An 18,854-nucleotide genomic window follows, 5' to 3' on the forward strand; every position below is an offset into this window, starting at 1 on the left:
TATCCAGATGATGAAGAGAAACGGTTCGCCGTGCGAGAGCACGGTGATTGGGTCGAGACGACCCGTATTTGACATTGTGAATGGGTTTTTTAAAATCGATGCCGTGAGGTGCTCGATTTTGGGGACGAGGATTGCTTAGGCAGTTCGTGAAGCGCTTCGGCGTAACGCGATCTGGACGAGCGGTTCGAGGCTCCAGATATCGACATCATCATAATATATAATCTGGCTGAGATTATAATCATCCGCACCTGACAAAGACCACGACGCACTGCTCTGCCGAGTTGGTGACCTCCTCTGGAGGCACCCAGTGATGTCGTTGGTGGTGTGGACTCTCAAGCGTGAGGTAAGGGCAATTCGTGGATGCCTTGGCATGTACAGGCGATGAAGGACGTGGCACGCTGCGATAAGCGCGGGTGAGCTGTGAGCAAGCTTTGACCCCGCGATTTCCGAATGGGGAAACCCACCTATCCCGATTAATCCGAACTGTGTGGCAACGCACAGGTTGGGTTAATTAGGTTAGGTATCACTTAGCTGAATAAAATAGGCTTCGTGAAGCGAACCCGGCGAACTGAAACATCTCAGTAGCTGGAGGAAAAGACATCAACCGAGATTCCGTTAGTAGTGGCGAGCGAACGCGGACCAGGCCAGTGCCTGAATTTCAACTAGTAGAAGTCTCTGGAAAGTGACGCCATAGCGGGTGACAGCCCCGTATACGAAAGTGAGAATTCAGGACTCGAGTAGGGCGGAACACGTGAAATTCTGTCTGAACATGGGGGGACCACCCTCCAAGCCTAAATACTCGTACATGACCGATAGCGAACTAGTACCGTGAGGGAAAGGTGAAAAGCACCCCGATGAGGGGAGTGAAACAGTACCTGAAACGGATTGCCTACAAGCAGTTGGAGGGCTTTTATGGCCTGACAGCGTACCTCTTGCATAATGGGTCTGTGACTTAATGTATCAAGCAAGCTTAAGCCGATAGGTGTAGGCGCAGCGAAAGCGAGTCTGAATAGGGCGCCAGAGTTTGATGTATTAGACCCGAAACCCGGCGATCTAGGCATGACCAGGATGAAGGTGCAGTAACATGCACTGGAGGTCCGAACCGATTAACGTTGAAAAGTTACCGGATGAGTTGTGTTTAGGGGTGAAAGGCCAATCAAGCCGGGAAATAGCTGGTTCTCCGCGAAAACTATTGAGGTAGTGCCTCGCACGAACACCTTAGGGGGTAGAGCACTGGATGGGCTAGGGGGTCGCGAGATCTACCAAACCTAACCAAACTCCGAATACCTAAGAGTGATATGCGGGAGACAGACGGCGGGTGCTAAGGTCCGTCGTCAAAAGGGAAACAGCCCTGACCTACAGCTAAGGCCCCCAAATCGTATCTAAGTGGGAAAGCATGTGGGACTTCCAAAACAACCAGGAGGTTGGCTTAGAAGCAGCCATCCTTTAAAGAAAGCGTAACAGCTCACTGGTCTAAACAAGAGGTCCTGCGGCGAAGATGTAACGGGGCTCAAGATACGTGCCGAAGCTTAGGGTGTGCCACTTATGTGGTACGCGGTAGCGGAGCGTTCCGTAAGCCTGTGAAGCGATCTGGTAATGGGTCGTGGAGGTATCGGAAGTGCGAATGCAGACATGAGTAGCGATAAAGAGGGTGAGATGCCCTCTCGCCGAAAGACCAAGGGTTCCTGCGCAAGGCTAATCCGCGCAGGGTGAGCCGGCCCCTAAGACGAGCCCGAAGGGGGTAGTCGATGGGAACCACGTTAATATTCGTGGGCCTGGTGGTGTGTGACGGATCATGTGTGTTGTCATCCCTTATCGGATTGGGATGGCTTCGAAATGGTTCCAGGAAATAGCCCCACCGTATAGACCGTACCCGAAACCGACACAGGTGGTCAGGTAGAGTATACCAAGGCGCTTGAGAGAAGTGTCCTGAAGGAACTCGGCAAATTGCCTCCGTACCTTCGGAAGAAGGAGGCCCTCACTATGCGCAAGCACTTTGAGGGGGCACAGGCCAGGGGGTAGCGACTGTTTAGCAAAAACACAGGGCTCTGCTAAGTCGGCTTCAAGACGACGTATAGGGCCTGACGCCTGCCCGGTGCCTGAAGGTTAAGTGGAGGGGTGCAAGCTCTGAAATGAAGCCCAGGTAAACGGCGGCCGTAACTATAACGGTCCTAAGGTAGCGAAATTCCTTGTCGGGTAAGTTCCGACCTGCACGAATGGCGTAACGACTTCCCCACTGTCTCCAGGACATGCTCAGCGAAATTGAATTCTCCGTGAAGATGCGGAGTACCCGCGGTTAGACGGAAAGACCCCGTGCACCTTTACTGCAGCTTCAGAGTGGCATTAGGAAGAAACTGTGTAGCATAGGTGGGAGGCTTTGAAGCATCGGCGCCAGCTGATGTGGAGCCATAGGTGAAATACCACCCTGTTTGTTTCTGATGTCTAACCTCGTTCCGTAAGCCGGAACAGGGACCCTCTGTGGCGGGTAGTTTGACTGGGGCGGTCGCCTCCTAAAGAGTAACGGAGGCGCGCAATGGTGGGCTCAGGACGGTCGGAAACCGTCTGTTAGAGTGCAATGGCATAAGCCCGCCTGACTGCGAGACTGACAAGTCGAGCAGAGACGAAAGTCGGTCATAGTGATCCGGTGGTCCCTCGTGGAAGGGCCATCGCTCAACGGATAAAAGGTACGCCGGGGATAACAGGCTGATAACCCCCAAGAGCTCATATCGACGGGGTTGTTTGGCACCTCGATGTCGGCTCATCACATCCTGGGGCTGGAGCAGGTCCCAAGGGTTTGGCTGTTCGCCAATTAAAGTGGTACGTGAGCTGGGTTCAGAACGTCGCGAGACAGTTTGGTCCCTATCTGCCGTGGGCGTCGAAATTTGAGAGGAGTTGACCCTAGTACGAGAGGACCGGGTTGAACATACCTCTGGTGTACCAGTCGTTCTGCCAAGAGCGCAGCTGGGTAGCTATGTATGGACGGGATAACCGCTGAAAGCATCTAAGCGGGAAGCCTCCCTCGAGATAAGATTTCATAGAGCCGTCGGAGACCACGACGTTGATAGATCGGATGTAGAAGTGCGGTAACGCATGGAGCTAACCGATACTAATTGCTCTATTCGCGCTTGAGAGTCTCACACCATCAATGACAACACTGGGTTCGCCCAGCGTCAAAGATGCGTGCGGATGATTAAGACGACGCCAGATTGCCAATCCCCTCGCCGTCGAGGGATTGGTCATAAATACCACTAACCTTGCACGGTATCGATTTTAAAACCCTCAAGACCCGTCGCAAGGCAGGCCTCGAGGGACCCAGATATCACAGTGACGCATGTCGCACCGGCTCCATTGCCTGGTGGCTATAGCGTCGGTGTCCCACCCGATCCCATTCCGAACTCGGCCGTGAAACCCGCCTGCGCCAATGGTACTATCGCTCAAGCGATGGAAGAGTAGGTCGTCGCCAGGCATTGAAGCCCGTGCGACATGCATCACACGATATCTAAACCCATTCACAATCTCATCTACCCTTACGTCCCTAACCGGACCGTCGCGGGGTGGAGCAGCCCGGTAGCTCGTCAGGCTCATAACCTGAAGGTCACAGGTTCAAATCCTGTCCCCGCAACCAACGGTATCACAACAGGCCCGTCTCGTAAGAGACGGGCCTGTTGTGCGTTTGGCGCGCACGCTTCCTCCGCGAACGCCAGCATCCGGTACAGGTCACCGTACAGCTGGATGGGGCGGCGCTTGCCACCACGCGCGCTGCCTGGCTGCACCACGATCTTCTCGATGAGCGGGCGGATGGTCTGCCGGGCGCTCGCACCGTCGGTGGAGGCGAGGTGCGTGTCGAGCTCGGCAATCGCGCGCGTGTACAGGCTCTCGTAGTTCGCCGGCAGGCGCACGACCGGCGACGCTGGCGTTGCAGCGATGATCTCCTCCAGTCGCCGTTCCTCGGCTTCCAAATCCTTTACCCGTGTCGTCAGTGCGCGGGGGGCGTCCTCATCTTCCTCAATCTGGGTGACGAGATTGGCGATGCGCGTGCGGATCTCCACCAGTTTGTGCTCGGCCGTGGCACGCTCAGCGTTTCCGGCCTGCGCCGCAGCGGCGAGTTCCTGCTGGAGCAGAACGGCGAAGCGCTTGATGACTGCTGGCGTCAGCAGCCGCTCCCGGATGCCCGCCAGTGCGCGGGCTTCCAGCTCGATGGTGGTGATCGAGCCGTTGTCGCATGTTCCCGTGCGGTGCCCCTTGCACCGCCACCGCCCGGCGCCGGTGGCCAGGAACGCGGCGCCGCACGCGCCGCAGGTCACCAGCCCGGAGAGGAGGTGGGTGGGACGCTTGGCACCCGCCAGCGGGTTGCCGGTCAGTTTGAACTTCGCGTCACGCGCGCGGCGTGCTTCGGCTTGCCGCCCCTTCACCTGCTCCCACAGCAGCTGGTCGATGATGCGGAGCTGCGGCTCGTCGCGGATGATCCACTCCGCCTCGGGGTTGAGGCGCGGGCGGCGCGAGAAGCCGCGCCGCTCGTTGGGCACCTCGACCCACGTCCGGCGGTTGAAGATGCGGCGGCCGATGTAGAGCTCGTTGTTGAGGATGCCTTCGCCGAGCGTCACGTCGCCCGACAGCGTCGAGGGGTTCCAGACCCCGGCATTGTACTTGCCGCGCTCGCGGGCGCGCGGAGAGGGGATGCCGTCGGCGTTGAGGGCGTTGCAGATCCGCTTGAGGCTCCAGCCCTCCGCGTACAGGCGGAAGATGCGGCGGACGAGTTCGGCCTGTTCGTCGTCGATCTCGAGCTGGTCGAGCTCGCGACCTTGCGCGTCCTCTCCGGTCACCGCGCGGCGATAGCCGAGCACGCGACCGCCCGTGGCGCCGCCGCGCGTCGCCTTGCCGCGCAGGCCGCGCCTGGTCGTATAGGCGATGCGCATCCGCTGCTGCTCGCCGATGATACCCTTGAACGCGAGCACGAGGTCGTCGACCTTGCCCGCCACCACCGTGTGCACCGCCACCTGGTGCAGCCGGAACAGCTTGACCATGTAATGGAGATGCTCGGCGTCGCGGCTCAGCCGGTCGACATCCTCGATGATGAGGTTGCGGACCTGGCCTTTGGTGATGAGCTTCAGGACCTCCTGTAGCCCCGGGCGCTCCATCGTCGCGCCGGTGATGCCGTCGTCGCCGTGGAAGGCGATGACCTCCAGCCCGCAGCGCTCGGCATAGCCTTGCGCGAACAGCTGCTGGTCGTCGACCGACGACGTCCGCTCGTCGGGGTCGTCGAAGCTCTTACGGCCATAAGCGACGGCGGCGTGGGTCATCGGTCGGCACCTTGCAGCGGACGGAGGATCAAGAGTGCGAATCCGACTGCGCGGAATCAAGCCGTGGTTGTGTGATCTCCGTCGCCATATCGGCTTCCGCTTCCAGCAACAGCGCACGTGCAAGCCGCCTCGCCAGCAGGAGCAGCAGCGCCTCGTCGACCGCAGACAAACATAGCCGCGGCTCGGCGGTGCTGTTGTTCGAGGAGGTGGCGGGAACGGCCATGACGGCGTTTTGGGAGAGGCTTCAAGGCTGTGTGCAAAAACTCGACATTCGGCTGTTCAACTATTTAAGCCGCGTATAGGTGTGGCGCGGTGTCCCAGCCGGATCGTCCCAGCCGCATGTTGCTGCCGCGAGGCGCTGTCCGGCTGCGGGCCGATTTTGGTGGGTTCCTGAAGCGTCATCGCCAGGGCAAGCTGGAGGGTGCGGCATTCGGGACTCAGGCCCAGGTCGCTGCACGTGCCGGTATCACGCGAGGGGCGCTGTCCGACATCGAGCGTGGTGCCGCGTGGCCGGGGCCTGCCACGCTCGACGCCTTGCTTGACATCCTCGAGCTTGGTTGGGAGCATGTCGCCCATGCCGTCGAGACGGACGCCGACCCCCGCAACTTCGTCAACGACATGTCGGGAGGGGGGCGGCTCGCCAGCGTGCCGGCGGAGGAGGCGCCGCGACGGCACCGCACCTTCCTTGAAGGCGTCAAAGGAAACCAGATCATCGCGCTCGGCGAGCGGATCAGATTCGCGCGACGGCAAAAGGAGATGACGCTGGTGGGAGCGGCCCAGGCCGCCGGGATTTCTGCCGCGCTGCTCTCACGCCTCGAGCGGGGGCAGCTTCGGCGGTCCAACGTGTTCAAGTTTATTCCCGGAACTGACCTACGCGACCCGCCGGTACTGGTGATCTGCAATCCGTGGATCGCGCGGCTTTGTGACGGCGGCGACGAGGAAGGAGATTAAACGCTGCGCAGCCCCGGCCGCGATGCGGTCGGTGGCCACGCAGAGCAGCCGGTCGGCTTTGCATTCTTTGGTGGAAAGCAGCCTGTCTGCTTTCGGCAGGCGATCGGCATAAACGGACGTTCGTTCAGAAGAAGGGGCGGGCGGGGCGAGTGTTGCTCCTTGGTGGAAAGCCGGCAGTCCGCATTAGGTGGCACTTTTAGCGTAAAGCGCCGTATGTTCAGGTGTGCCCCGTCGCCCTTCAAGGCGTCCCGTTCCGGACGTAGTTCCGATCATCAGGGGCGGCGACGCGGTCGCGCCCCATAATGACCTGCGTATGATCAAACGCGCTATCGTCCGATCGGACGCGTCATTTCCGGGAGGTTCCAGCCTCGTAACGTCACCGCCGCCGGTGCCGCGCCGACCGTCTTTGGATAGCGGATTTCAATGCGCCGAGTCTCACCGGGCAGGAGCGCGATATAATTGTCGTTGTAGAATGCCGGCAGGATGCGCTTTCCCGCCGTATCGACCAGCGTCAGCTTCGCATTGAGCGCGGGCACCTTGGTGGCATTGGTGAGCGTCACGGCGACCATCATGTCGTCACCGACGGATATCGGGGCGGCGACCGAAGTGCTCAGGGTAACGCTCTGCAGGCTGTTGAGCATCTGATAGGCAGCCTCGTCCTTGCCGCGCCAGTAGAAATTCTCCGCAACCGTCTTGCCGGACTGATCGGTCATGTCGAGCTTGACCAAAACCATCGGATGCGATGCGAACAGGCGGTTGAGTGGCACGGCGGCAAGCGGGGTTGCCGCATTCGCCTTTGCATCGAGACGATCCTCGCGACTGAACAGTTCGGCATTGTCGAGCCCGACCACCCGCGTGCGAACGCGAAGGCCGGGGCTTGGCTCGCGGGTGGTATTGAGCACGACCAGTTCGTTGCCCGGCAGGTTCAGCTGAACGTGGAGCGGCTCCGCGGCCTTTTTCGCCCCGTAATATGCCGCATGGGTATCATAGTCCCAGCTGTAAATCTGCCATGCGTTCGACGGCCAGGCCGGGTGGGTCATCCACAAGAGCCGGCCGGAGTTCTTGGTCCAGAGATGGCCCAGAAACCCTTCATACATCGCCTTGTGCGTCTCGAGATTCATCATCTGCGCTTTCCGCTCGAAATCGGCGAAACTCGTCGCAGGCCCGAACATCGTCGCCAGCGTCGTCATGAACGTTTTGGTGTCGCCGTTCCCGGCAAAGTGCCAGTCGTGATAGGCCAGCGTGTCGCTGAGCGGCCAGGTCTCGCTATCGGGCATGGTGGCGCGGACGGATTCAAGCGTCGAGAGCGACGGCGTTCCCGTTTCGACTGAGAAGCCGCTGGCCAGATCGGTGAAATAGCCCACCGGTGGCCGGTAGTTGTACGGCCCCGATCCCTGCAGATTGACGACGTTCGAGCTGCCCGTGAACCAGCGCGTGCCATCCTCGCGCGCGATGAGATCGTCGAGCCCTTCGTTGAGCGCGGGATAGGGCACGCCTTCGTTGCGGCCGAACCACAGGATGATCGACGGGTGATTGCGGTAGCGCCGCACGACGTCGTCCGCATTCTTCAGGAAGAGCTCCGGGTCCTGCGGCTCGACCTGGAAATTCTGCGTTGATTGCCAGAAATCGTTGAGCACCATCATGCCGGTCTCGTCGGCGAGGTCGAAAAACTCGGCTTCGGTGTTATTGCCCATCCAGTTGCGAATGACGTTCATGTGCGCCTCCTTCTGGAGACGGAAATAGGGCGCCAGCCGGTCCCGGCCGACGCGTTTCATCGCATCGTCCATGCCCCAGTTGCCGCCGCGCGCCGCGATCTGCACGCCGTTCACGCGGATGGTCAAATGCGGCTCGGGCATCGTCTCCGCGACGGGTGTCACCGCAGGGGAGCGCTCGCCAGCCGCGGTCATCGATTCGGTCCAGCCGTTTGGCGACTGCTTGATCGCTTCGTGACGGACGTCGATAAGACGTTCGCCGCGCAGGCTGCCATCGGTGAACTGCAGATTGACCCGCCGGAGCGCGCCCGCGGTATCGAACAGCGACAGGTCGTAGCTCACCTCACGGATGCCGAACCGGTCGGTACGCGTGTCCGACAGCCGGCCATCGGCCAGCGCCTCGAGCGACAATTGGTACAGCGCCTGCTCGCCATAGCCGTTCGGCCACCAGAGTTTCGGATTTGCGACGCGCAGCTGGGCGAAGTCCTTGGGTGAGAAGGCGACCTTCGTCTCGCCGGGCGATACGGTCACCGTCTTCTCGACATGCACGTCGCCAAACGCCGCGCGAACGGTGACGCTGCGCGGCGTGGTGCCGTCGTTGTGAACGGGGACGGTGATGTGGACATCGGCACGGTCGGTACGCGGCAGCGGCAGATCGGTGACGACCTGCGGGTCGAGCAGGCTGACGTCGCCATGCGCCAGCAGTTCGACCGGACGCCACAGCCCGGTGTTGCGGTCGCGGATGCCGGGAATCCAGTCCCACCCTTCGGTGGCGACGAAGGTCGGGCCGTCGATCGCAAGCTGCCCGCCATTCTCGCCGACGCCGGCGCTGATCGACTGTTCGTGCGGAATGCCGGGATGGGGCGGCGGCGACACGCGCACCGCGACGACGTTCTCACCGGCGACGGGGACGAGATCGAACTGGCCGCGGATGAACGCGCCGCGCGTGCTGCCGAGCTTGCGGCCGTTTGCCCAGACGTCCGCGGCATAGTTGATGCCGCCGAAGACGAGCGTGAGCCGCCTCCCGGCGGCCTCGGACGGGACCGCGAAGCTGGTGCGGTACCAGTAATCCTGCCGGGCGAGGCTTTCGGGGATCTTGAGGTTGTTCAACCCGTAATAGGGGTCGGGATAGACTCCGCGATCGACCAGCGTGGTCAGCACGGTGCCCGGCACGGTTGCGGCACGCCATGTGCCGCTGGGCACCCCCGGACGTGACAGCGTCGCGCCATCGTCGCGCACGTCCGGCGCGGCGGCGAGCTGCCAGCCGTTTACCAGCCAGCGGCCGTCGCGTGCCGGCGCCAACCCCGTCGGCGGCAAGGGCATGTTTACGACCGGCGGCGTGGTGGCGTCGCCGCGTGCCTTTGGCAGCGTCCACGGATCCTGTTGCTGCGTCAAACCGATATTGGCTTGTTTCTGAAGCGGCCAGCCGACGCCGACCTGCCAGAACTGGACGAGCGCGAAGTCTGGCTGGGCGCGGGCCGCGTCGGCCAGTGCCGCGGCGCTCCGCGCGCGCGCGTCGAACGTCGCGTTGGCCAGCGATCCGCCGAAATGCTGCTTCGCGCGGCCGGTGCCGGTGACGGGTGCCAGTGCCAGACGGGGCGTGACGGCGACCGAGCGGCCGGCGCGCGACGCGACCGGCCGGCCGTCGACATAGAGCGTCAGCGTGCGACCGTCAGACACGGCGGCGACATGCGTCCAGCGACCGGCGGCGAGCATGCTTCCGCCGGTGACGCGAACGCTGCCGTCGGCGCTGGTGACGCGGCCATCGACGAGCGAGAGACAGCGGCAGCCCCCCAGCGGATCGCCGACGGCCAGCAGGGTGCCGGTCATGCGCGTTGCACCGGGCCGGACCCAGGTCGACAAAGTCCAGGGCGCATCGGCGGCGACCCCTGCCTGCGCGCCGGTCAGGTCGCGCTCGACGCCGATCCCGCCGGCGAGGATGTCGACGTTATAGGGGCCGGCGTTGCCGATCGCTGCTGGCGCGTCGGCTGGCGCGGTTTGCGCTGCAACCGCGCCCGACAGGGCCGTTCCTAGCAGTAACAGGGTGGTAAGTGTCGCCAGTCGCATGAATAGTCCCTCCTGAGGTGCCGGCTTGGCAATGCTGCCGGTCAGTTTTGTGCCGCGGTATGCCGGGTCAGTGACCGACCTGCGGATCCTTTGTCCATAATCTTGCGGCACCGCGAACGCCGGAGGAGTCGCCCCAGCGTGCGGGCACGATACGGCCGTCCCACAGGTCGGAAAATGTGTGGCGGCGCACGACATCGGGCAGGCCGGCGTAGATTTCGGTGACGTTCGACATGCCGCCGCCAAGGACGATCACCTCGGGGTCGAGCAGGTTGACGACGAGCGCGAGCACACGCCCGAGGCGATCGACATAGGCATCCAGCGCGGCGCGGGCCGCGGGGTCGCCGGAGCGCGCCGCGGCAACGATGTCGGGCGCGCTGAGCGCCAGCCCGTGTTCGGTGGCCGCGGCCCGCGCAAAGCCGGTACCCGAAACCCAGCTCTCGATGCAGCCCGACAGCCCGCACCAGCATGGCGGAGGATCGGCCTCGCGTCCGCCGGGCCAGGGCAGGGGCAGATGGCCGATCTCGCCAGCGATCCCGTGCGCACCATCAATCGCGGCGCCGGAAAGCACGACGCCACCACCGACTCCGGTACCGATCACCAGCGCAAAGACGCTCTGCGCACCCGCAGCGGCACCATCGATCGCCTCCGACAGGGCCAGGCAATTGGCATCGTTGACCAGCCGTACGGGGCGACCGAGCGCCCGGGCGAGGTCCTCGCGAAAGGGGCGGCCATTGAGATAGGTAGAGTTGCTGTTGCGCATGATCCCGGTTCGCGGTGACGGCGAGCCCGGTGCACCGATCCCGACCGTGCAGCGCGCGCCCCCGGCGTCGTCCGCCGCGGCGACCAGGTTCGATATCGCGGTCAGCGCGCTGTCGTAGCTGCCGGGATTGGGAATGCGTTGCCGCCACGCAGCCGCGCCGTTTTTCGAGAGCAACACGGCTTCGATCTTCGTACCGCCGAAATCGATACCCAGCGCCGGCGCTGCGTCTTCGCATACCAGCCCGCCGATGTTGGCAATGGTACCACTCTCCCCCACGATATCCTCCCCCCATGCTCGTGACCACTGCACGGCCATCCTGATCGACAATGCCAGTTCGAAAAATAAACGCAAATTGATTATCCAATTGACGGCGCTTTGCGGCGCGGTAGAACACGGGTGCCAAGACAACGGTAAGTTGCGGCTGGCACGTGGGAGAGGGGTAGGGCGCCGCGGCGCCGATCAACTTCATTCTCGCAGGCTAAAGCGTTCGCCAATCGCTGGCGGTGTTGATTGTGAGGGAGAGGGTCGGAATGTTGCGCGCAAAATCCAAGAACATGTTGATGGTCGCCGCGTCGGTGACGGCGTTGGTCAGCAGCAGTACTGCGCTCGCGCAGCAAACATCGACGACGCAGGGGGTGTTGCAAAGCGCGCCCACAGATCAGGCTGCATCGCCGTCCGCGGCTGCGGCCGATCAGGCGAGCGAAACGCAAACCCCGACCACCCCGACGAGTGATGCCGCCGCAGAAAGCGAGGACATCGTCGTTACCGGCATTCGCGGCGCGCAGCGGCGTGCGGTCAACCTGAAGCGCGATGCCGCGTCGGTCACCGATTCGATCTCCGCCGAAGACATCGGCAAGCTGCCCGACGTGACCATCTCGGATTCGCTCCAGCGTATCCCTGGCGTGCAGATCCGCCGCGACGCGGGTGAGGGGGCCGCAATCAACATTCGCGGCCTGCCACAGGTGACGACGCTGCTCAACGGCGAGGCCTATCTCGGCGCGCAATCGATCACGACGATCCAACCGAATTTCAACGACATCCCGTCGCAGCTGTTCGCCGGCGCCGACGTCATCAAGTCGAGCACGGCGGACCTGCTCAACGCGGGCATCACCGGCACCGTCAACCTGCGTACGCGCCGTCCGTTCGACCTGAAGAAGGGCTTCACCTTCGCGGCTGCCGCCGAGGGCGCGTACGGCGACAAGACCAAGGAATTCGATCCAAACCTGAACGGCTTGTTCGGCTTCCGTGGTGAGAAGGTCGGCTTCCTCGTGTCCGGGGCCTATTCGAACCTGCATTTGTCGAACTCGCACAACGGCATCCAAGAAGGCTATGGCGCAGCGCTCCACAACGAGCAGTTCAACACCGCCGCCAACCCGACTGGCGACGTCAACCTGAGCAGCGGCTTTTCGCCCGCCAATCGTCCCAAGGGCACGATCGTCGGTACCGGCCGCGACGTGAACGGCGATGGTGACTCGAACGACGCGTTCATCGTCCCACAGGGTTTCACCGCCTGGGACAAGGTGAACCAGCGCGAGCGGATCGGTATCAATGCCTCGGCGCAGTGGGAGATCAGCGATGCGCTGACCTTGAACGCCGACGCGTTCTTCACCCGCCAGAACGAGAACGACCGGACTGCCGGCATTCAGATGCAGAACGTCAACTGGCAGGCGGCCGAATTCGTCCCGGGGCAGTCGCGTAACACGGGTTCGGTTGTTTCGCTCAGCAACGGCGGCGTGACTCGCGACTATGACCTGAACACCACACAAGTCTATAATTACGATCTCGGCAACTTCGACTCGTACGCGCAGAATGATCGCTTCAAGTCGCAGTCGCAGAACTACAATGTCGAACTCAAGTACGACAATGGCGGTCGCTTCAAGGCTAGCCTGCGCGGTATCTACGGCAAGGCCTATTCGAATTACGACCAGAGCTATCTGCAGTTCAGCCCGTCCAACGGCGCGCAGTGGCAGCCGGGCGGGATCGGTCATTATCCGACGGGAGACGTCGCGTTCAATCCCGGCGGCTATGTCGTCAACACCTTGGCGGGCGCGGCGTCGCTACCAGCGACGGTCGATTTCACCGGCAACCAGCCCGTATTTACGCTGCCATCGCAGCTGACGAACGCGCTCGGCAATATCGACAGCTACACGATGAAGACGACCTCTTCGGAGGGCAATTACCGGCGCAAGGGCGACCTCAAGCTGATCCGCGGTGACGTCTCCTACGAGGCGAACGACAATGTCAGCCTGGCCCTGGGTGGCCGGTATAGCGAGCGCACGGTCGACGATTTCGAATTCGATCGCGCGGCACCGCTCTATGCCGGGCAGGCGTCGCAGGCGGGTGGCTGCCTGGTCAAATGGAAGGCATTCGACGTCCCCCTGAACGATGCCTCGTGCCGTGCCGGTACGGGCACGTTCGGGACCGCCAGCTTCGCTCCCTACACCGCAGGGCAGGTCCGCAAGGCGAGCGATCCGATCTTCAACGGGCAGGTCAAGCAGTACAACCTGCCGGGCGCTGGCCTGCCGCCGATCTACGTGCTGGATCCCAAGGTGATGGACAACGCGCTGGCGTTCCAGAACAGCTTTTATCCCGGCAACGTGGAAGTGCAGAACCCCGGCGCGTCGTTCAACGTCGGCGTGAAGCAGATTTCGGGCTACGCGCAGCTCAACGTCAAGGGCGACGTGTTCGGCATCCCGGTGTCGGGCAATGCGGGCCTCAAGGTCATCAACACCAAGCTTGACATCACGCAGTTTGTCACCGGTTCGCCACAGCCCTATGGCCTGGCCAATCTGAGCAACGGCACCGTCGAGACCAAGCGCAGCTTCACCGACTTCCTGCCCGCCTTCAATCTCGCGTTCAACCTCGCCGAGAATGTGAAGCTGCGGCTTGCCTATTCGAAGACGATGACGTTGCTCGACCTCAATCAATGGGGCGGTGGCCTTAACCCGACCTATGCGATCGACACGAGCAACCCCGGTTCGCCCGTGTTCCGCGTCACCGGCGGCAGTTCCAACGGCAACCCGCAGCTCGATCCGTGGCGCGCCACCAACGTCGAGGGATCGCTCGAATATTATATCGGCGCGAGCAGCCTGATCAGCGTCGGTGCCTTCTACATCGACGTTGCGAGCTTCATCCAGTCGGGCAACATCGTCCGCACCGACCTGCCCGACAATGACGGCGTCGTTCGCAACCGAACGGTCTCGATCAGTACGCCGGTGCAGGGCGATGGCGGGACGCTGAAGGGCGTCGAGGCCGGCTGGAAACAGTCGTTCAGCGACCTAGGCTTCATGCCGTCGATCCTGACCAACTTCGGTATCGACGCGAACATCACCTATTCGCCGTCCGACTCCGGCGCGGTCGATCTGAAGGGCGATGCGATCCCGTTCCAGGATAATTCGAAGATCCAGACCAATCTGGCAGGCTTCTACCAGGACGATCATTTCCAGGCGCGTGTCGCGTGGAATTATCGCTCCAAACGCGCGGTGCAGCAGAATTTCGGCGGTATCCAGGGTCTCGAACTCTATCAGCAACCAACCAACTATGTTGACGCGTCGATCAGCTACGACTTCACGCCGAACCTGACGCTGTATGCGCAAGGGTCGAACCTGACCGGAGAATACGAGAAATACTATCTGACCTTCCCGGACGAGAAGGCCTACAACAACATTTACGAGCGCCGGTTCATGGCGGGTGCACGCTTCAAGTTCTAAGGCGTAATGTGTGAAGCAGATGCTCGCCGGCTTTCATCGGGGTGGCGGGCACCTGTACGCCGGACTGCGTTGACGGGGAGTTGGTCATGACGGGCAGAACACCGGGTCCGGCATCCGCCCGCGGGCCGCTGCGCTCGATCGTCATCGTCGGGGGCGGCACGGCGGGGTGGATGGCGGCAACGTTGCTCGCCCGGCGGCTCGACCGCCAGCCGGTCAAGATCACGGTCATCGACTCCAGCGCGATCGGCACGGTCGGCGTCGGCGAGGCGACCGTGCCGGGCATCCGCGATTTCTTCCGCGAAATCGGCGTCACCGAGCAGGAGGTGATGGCGGCGACGCAGGGCACGGTCAAACTCGGCATCGAGTTCGTCGACTGGAAGCGCGAAGGCGAGCGCTTCTTCCACCCGTTCGGCCTGTACGGCATGCGATCGCGCGGCGTGGCGTTCCATCATTACTGGCGCAAGATGAACGCTGCCGGTCACGCTTCGCCGCTGGCCGATTTCTGTCTCGCGACCGCGCTGGCGAAGCGCAACCTGTTCATGCCGCCGACCGACCGGCCGGTTCACGATCTGCTGTTTTTCGACTGGGCGGTGCACTTCGATGCCGGGCTATTCGCACGGTTCCTGGCGCAGAAGGCGATCGCATGGGGCGTCGAACACATCGATGCCACTATCACCGATGTGCGCGTCGACGGTCGCACGGGGTTCATCAGCGGGGTGGACACCAGTTGTGGCAAGGCGATCGACGGCGATCTGTTCATCGACTGCTCGGGGTTCCGGTCGCTGCTGCTCGGCGACGCATTGGGCGTGGCGTATGAGGACTGGACGAACCTGCTGCCGTGCGACCGGGCAGTGGCGATGCCATGCACGCGATCGGGGCCGCTGACCCCGTATACACGCAGCACCGCGCTCGAAGCCGGTTGGCAGTGGCGGATCCCGCTCCAGCACCGCGTCGGCAACGGCTATGTCTATTCGAGCCGTCACATCTCTGACGACGAGGCGGTCGCTACGCTGAAGGGGAGGCTCGAGGGCGAAGCGCTAGGCGAGCCAAACATGATCCGCTTTCGCACTGGGCGGCGTACGGCCTTCTGGCAGGGGAACTGTGTCGCACTTGGTCTCGCCGCGGGCTTCATGGAACCGCTCGAATCGACCAGCATCACGCTGATACAGACGGGTATCGAAAAGCTTCTCGCCCTGCTGCCCGATCGCGGGTTTGATCCCGCGCTGGCGGAGGAATATAATCGCACGACCAGACTGGAATATGAGCGGATTCGCGATTTCCTGCTGCTACATTATTTTGCCAATGTCAGGCGTGGAGAGCCGATGTGGGATCGCTGCCGCGACACGGCGCTTCCCGAGGCGCTGGCGCACAAGCTCCGGTTGTTCAAGGCGCGCGGCCATCTAGTCCGGTATGAGTGGGAATCGTTCCAGGATCCGAGCTGGCTGTCGATGTATGCAGGCTTCGGGATCGACGCCGCCGCGCATGATCCCGGTGCCGACCATTTCTCGATTCCGGACCTTGAGTCGGCATTTGCCCGGATGAAGGAGTCGATTGCACAGGCAGTTGCGCTCGCGCAGCCGCACGACGCGTTCCTCGGCCTGGCTGCGCGCAGTCCGGGGCTCGCGCAGCCTGCCGAGCCGGGCGGCCCTCCTGATCGCCTGATGATGCCGGCGCGTTAAGGAGTGTCGCGCAGCGTGCAGATTGGCCCGCGCAGGTCTCGCCGCGCAGCCGGGCCGGTCTGTTCGAACGCCATGTAAGCGCGCGTGTCGACCGAATAGCGCGCCCATAGGGGCAGCCCGGCGCTGTTGGGATTGCCGGTTCTGACGAAGTTGACCCAATAGCGTTGCAGTGGCGGCTGGCCGGGTTGCGGCGGGTTGAACACATAGCCGATCTCGCTTGCATGGCTGACCGTGCCGCCAGTCGGCGCGTAGTCGAACTGATACTGCCACACCGGTACGCCTGCGCGTGCGAATGCCCTCGAGACAGCGATCGTCGGACAGCGAAAGGTCACGTCATCGGCGATCTGCGTGGTGACGTCACCCAGGCGCGGGTCGTCGACAGGTATGCCGCCGCGCTGGAGCCCGTAGAGATCGAGCGCCCGGTCGGCGCCGGCACCGAATTCGCGTCGGACCGTCGCCTCCGCCGCCGCGCGACCGCCATGTAGGGGCAGTTCCTTCGCGTTGACGCCGATGACGAGCGGCGTCCGCGCGAACCGGCCGCTCGCCAGCAGCTTGGCGGGCGTGTCGGTCAGGACGCGACCGTCGATTACCGCCTGCAACCAGATGAAGCTGTCATCGTCCAGATCGGGAACATCGACTGCGTCTTGCGCCTCCAGGATTTTGTCGACGGACAGGTTGCGGAGCTGGGCGGTCGGGGCCGTATCCGGCAGTCCGGCGGCCCTTATGAGACGTTCACCCAGGCGTTCGTTCTGCACTAGCGTGCGCGGCGCGACACCGAAACCGGGCGTTCCGCTTTCCTGGATCGCCTGCGCGAACAACCCGCGCGAAGCCGGGGTCAGCTGGTGAAGCGCGACGTCCTGCGCGCCGGCAGATTCCCCCGCAATCGTGACGCGCTTTGGATCGCCCCCGAAGCGCGCGATGTTGCGCTGGACCCAGGCGAGCGCCGCCTGCTGGTCCATCAACGCGTAATTGCCCGAATGCCCCCCCTGTTCACGGCTGAGGGCGGGATGCGACAGGAAGCCGAGCGCGCCGAGGCGGTACTGGACACTCACCAGCACGACGCCCGCTTCGGTGATCCGCGATGCGACGGTGCCGCCGCCGGCGCCCGCGCGATTGCCACCGCCGTGGATCCATACCAGCACCGGCAGCGCCGCGGTCGCGCTCGACGTCGGCGTGCGTACGTCGAGGAACAGGCAATCCTCCGAGCTATTGATCGCCGCGTCCCGGTTCCAGTCGCCATAGACGGGTTGCGGACAGGCCGCATGGGTCGCAATTGCCTCGACAGGTTCAGTCCAACGCGTCGGCCGTTCGGGCGCGCGCCACCGCAGCGGTCCGGTCGGCGGTTTGGCGAAGCGGATGCCGCGGAACACTGCACCGCCGTTCGCAAGCGCCTCGCCGCGGACCGGACCATCGTCGGCGCGCACCACCGGGCCGGCGGTGACGGCTGCGAGCGCCAGCGCGAGGACGATCACTGGGCGAGCGCCTTTGGCGCCGGCTTGGCGAGCGACGCGCGGATCGCCGCTTCGGCAACCGGTCCCATGACGGCATATCCCGCCTTGTTCGGATGGACGCCGTCATAGGTCAGGCTCGCGCGGAACCCCTTGCCGTCGTGTAGCGCCGTCCAGTAATCGGCATAGGTAGCGCCGGTCTGCGCAGCGTACCCCTTCAACCAGCTATTCATCGCCACGATCTTGTCGGCGGTTTCGAGGCCGGGCCGCCACGGAAAATTCGCGGCGGGCGGGATCGAGGCGAGGATCACGCGGATCCCGTGCGCGCGCGCAAGTTCCGCCATCGTCATGATATTGGCCTTCGACTGGTCGGGCGTCATCGGCCCGGTATTACCGGCAATGTCGTTGGTGCCGGCCATGATCTGTACGACTGCGGGTTTCAGATCGATCACGTCCTGGCGAAAGCGCAACACCATCTGCGGCGTGGTCTGCCCACCGATCCCGCGTCCGATGCGGTTGTTGTCGGTAAAGAAGGTAGGGGCCATGTCGAACCAGCCCTGTGTGATTGAATCGCCGATGAAGACGACGCGTGGGCCCGCCATGCCGGCCGGCAACTCCGCATTGGCCTCCGTGTAGCGGCTGAGCCATGCCCAATCGGTATGCAACCGCTCCTCCGCTTGGCGCGCGGCGCTGGCCTTCACATCATCCGTCTTCGCGATTGTCGGTGCGGCCACTGCTGCCAGAGACAAGCTGAGTAAGATCGTTTTCATATTGCGCTCCGGAACTCTCGCAGCGCTATCGCATAATGAGACGGCAAAGCTAAATTTTGTGCGACCGGCCAACTATGGGTTGTGGTGCCTTATCCTCACACTGATCCAGGGCAGCGTGGGTTTCGCAGAGCGTGGGGCCACGACGGTCTCCAACTTGTTGCCTGCAATCTGGCAGCACGCTTGGGGCGGCGGTGCTGGTCATTGAGCTCAATGACAGCCTAGCACGCTGACCCGCTGGGCCGCTGCAACAGATTCAGTAGATACTCGTAGGGCAGGGGTCGGCGGCAAGCACAGTGGCGAAGTGGGCAGGGCTAGCGCGCGGCCTGCACCTGACGTTCTAAGGCGTCCTGATAATCGTAGGCGTCACGCTCGCGCTCTCCGTGTTCGTGCCGCAAGCGACCAATGAGCACAGCGTGCCAACCTAAACCGATGTCTGTTTGCGGGCCGCAGAAGGAGC

General features: G+C 63.0%; 9 protein-coding genes, 1 tRNA gene and 2 rRNA genes. 6 read left to right on the plus strand and 6 right to left on the minus strand.

The window, feature by feature from the left end:
* Positions 1-333 precede the first annotated feature (333 nt).
* From NEF64_RS08085 to NEF64_RS08095, 3 genes are all read left to right on the plus strand, one after another.
* Positions 334-3,130 (plus strand): 23S ribosomal RNA (locus NEF64_RS08085).
* 221 nt (positions 3,131-3,351) lie between these two features.
* Positions 3,352-3,466 (plus strand): 5S ribosomal RNA (rrf, locus tag NEF64_RS08090).
* A gap of 82 nt (positions 3,467-3,548) precedes the next feature.
* Positions 3,549-3,625, plus strand: a tRNA-Met gene (locus NEF64_RS08095).
* On the opposite strand, the gene NEF64_RS19355 is transcribed toward NEF64_RS08095, so the two are convergent.
* Together NEF64_RS19355 and NEF64_RS08105 are read right to left on the minus strand one after the other, a co-directional pair.
* The gene (locus NEF64_RS19355) at positions 3,582-5,300 is read right to left on the minus strand and encodes a recombinase family protein (RefSeq protein WP_192191341.1); all 1,719 of its coding nucleotides are present in this window, start codon (positions 5,298-5,300) and stop codon (positions 3,582-3,584) included. The two genes, NEF64_RS08095 and NEF64_RS19355, sit on opposite strands and share 44 nt — an antisense overlap.
* Positions 5,301-5,328: 28 nt before the next feature.
* Positions 5,329-5,523, minus strand: a complete 195-nt coding sequence (locus tag NEF64_RS08105; RefSeq protein WP_192191340.1) for a hypothetical protein — start codon at positions 5,521-5,523, stop codon at positions 5,329-5,331.
* 116 nt (positions 5,524-5,639) lie between these two features.
* On the opposite strand from NEF64_RS08105, the gene NEF64_RS08110 reads away from it, so the two are divergent.
* Entirely contained in the window at positions 5,640-6,251 is a 612-nt protein-coding gene (locus tag NEF64_RS08110; protein WP_252574784.1) for a helix-turn-helix domain-containing protein, read from the plus strand.
* 326 nt (positions 6,252-6,577) lie between these two features.
* On the opposite strand, the gene NEF64_RS08115 is transcribed toward NEF64_RS08110, so the two are convergent.
* Both NEF64_RS08115 and NEF64_RS08120 read right to left on the minus strand, forming a co-directional pair.
* Positions 6,578-10,030 carry a glycosyl hydrolase 2 galactose-binding domain-containing protein gene (locus tag NEF64_RS08115; RefSeq protein WP_252574785.1) on the minus strand — a complete coding sequence of 1,151 codons (3,453 nt, stop codon included), beginning with the start codon at positions 10,028-10,030 and terminating at the stop codon, positions 6,578-6,580.
* 67 nt (positions 10,031-10,097) lie between these two features.
* On the minus strand, positions 10,098-11,066 hold the full coding sequence (locus NEF64_RS08120) for an ROK family protein (protein WP_252574786.1): 969 nt from the start codon (positions 11,064-11,066) through the stop codon (positions 10,098-10,100).
* Positions 11,067-11,320: 254 nt separating this feature from the next.
* On the opposite strand from NEF64_RS08120, the gene NEF64_RS08125 reads away from it, so the two are divergent.
* Positions 11,321-14,500 carry a TonB-dependent receptor gene (locus tag NEF64_RS08125; RefSeq protein WP_243845751.1) on the plus strand — a complete coding sequence of 1,060 codons (3,180 nt, stop codon included), beginning with the start codon at positions 11,321-11,323 and terminating at the stop codon, positions 14,498-14,500.
* 86 nt (positions 14,501-14,586) lie between these two features.
* Positions 14,587-16,179: a tryptophan halogenase family protein gene (locus NEF64_RS08130; protein WP_252574787.1), complete on the plus strand. Its 1,593-nt coding sequence runs from the start codon at positions 14,587-14,589 to the stop codon at positions 16,177-16,179.
* On the opposite strand, the gene NEF64_RS08135 is transcribed toward NEF64_RS08130, so the two are convergent.
* Positions 16,176-17,651, minus strand: a complete 1,476-nt coding sequence (locus tag NEF64_RS08135; protein ID WP_252574789.1) for a carboxylesterase/lipase family protein — start codon at positions 17,649-17,651, stop codon at positions 16,176-16,178. The two genes, NEF64_RS08130 and NEF64_RS08135, sit on opposite strands and share 4 nt — an antisense overlap.
* Positions 17,648-18,397, minus strand: coding sequence for an SGNH/GDSL hydrolase family protein (locus NEF64_RS08140; RefSeq protein WP_252574791.1), 750 nt, complete (start codon positions 18,395-18,397; stop codon positions 17,648-17,650). Before NEF64_RS08140 ends, NEF64_RS08135 begins: the two co-directional genes overlap by 4 nt.
* Positions 18,398-18,854: the final 457 nt, after the last annotated feature.

The sequence above is a fragment of the Sphingomonas aerolata genome, assembly GCF_023935825.1.
Lineage (GTDB): Bacteria > Pseudomonadota > Alphaproteobacteria > Sphingomonadales > Sphingomonadaceae > Sphingomonas > Sphingomonas aerolata.